1 protein-coding gene is annotated in these 523 nt (G+C 40.5%); it reads left to right on the top strand.

The window, feature by feature from the left end:
- On the top strand, window positions 1-402 hold a 402-nt coding region (locus tag AB4653_RS20675; RefSeq protein WP_372105204.1), incomplete at its 5' end, for a transglycosylase SLT domain-containing protein.
- Window positions 403-523: the final 121 nt, after the last annotated feature.

The raw sequence follows: 523 nt of genomic DNA on the forward strand, positions 1-523 counted from the left end.
GCTTATGGTCTTATGCAGGTGGTACCTAAAACCGCTGGCCGAGATGTCTTTAAGCTCGTTAAAAAGAAACCTGGAGAACCAAGTCCTGAGTACTTATTCAATCCAGAAAACAACATTGATGCAGGCACTGCATACTTTTACATCCTTAAAAATCGTTATTTAAAAGACGTAAAACACCCAACCACGCTTGAGTACAGTATGATCTCTGCATACAACGGCGGCACTGGTGGCGTGCTCAATACTTTCAGTAAGGATAGAAAGCGAGCAATGCGTGACTTAAATTCACTGCAACCGAGTCAAGCTTACTGGGCACTAACAAAGAAACATCCCAATAAAGAGTCGCGCCGATACTTAGAGAAAGTAACAAAATTCAAGAAAGACTTTAACCAAGGTAAAACGTAAGCCTCACTTTTGAATAAAAAAACAACTAACGAACGTTTTTTTTAGTTATTTTCAAAAAAGGTGTTGACGGTTATGCAGAAAATCCGTTTAATAGCGCTCCGTTGCCCGGATAGCTCAGTCG

Source organism: Vibrio sp. 10N.222.48.A3 (assembly GCF_041475345.1).
GTDB lineage: Bacteria > Pseudomonadota > Gammaproteobacteria > Enterobacterales > Vibrionaceae > Vibrio > Vibrio tasmaniensis_A.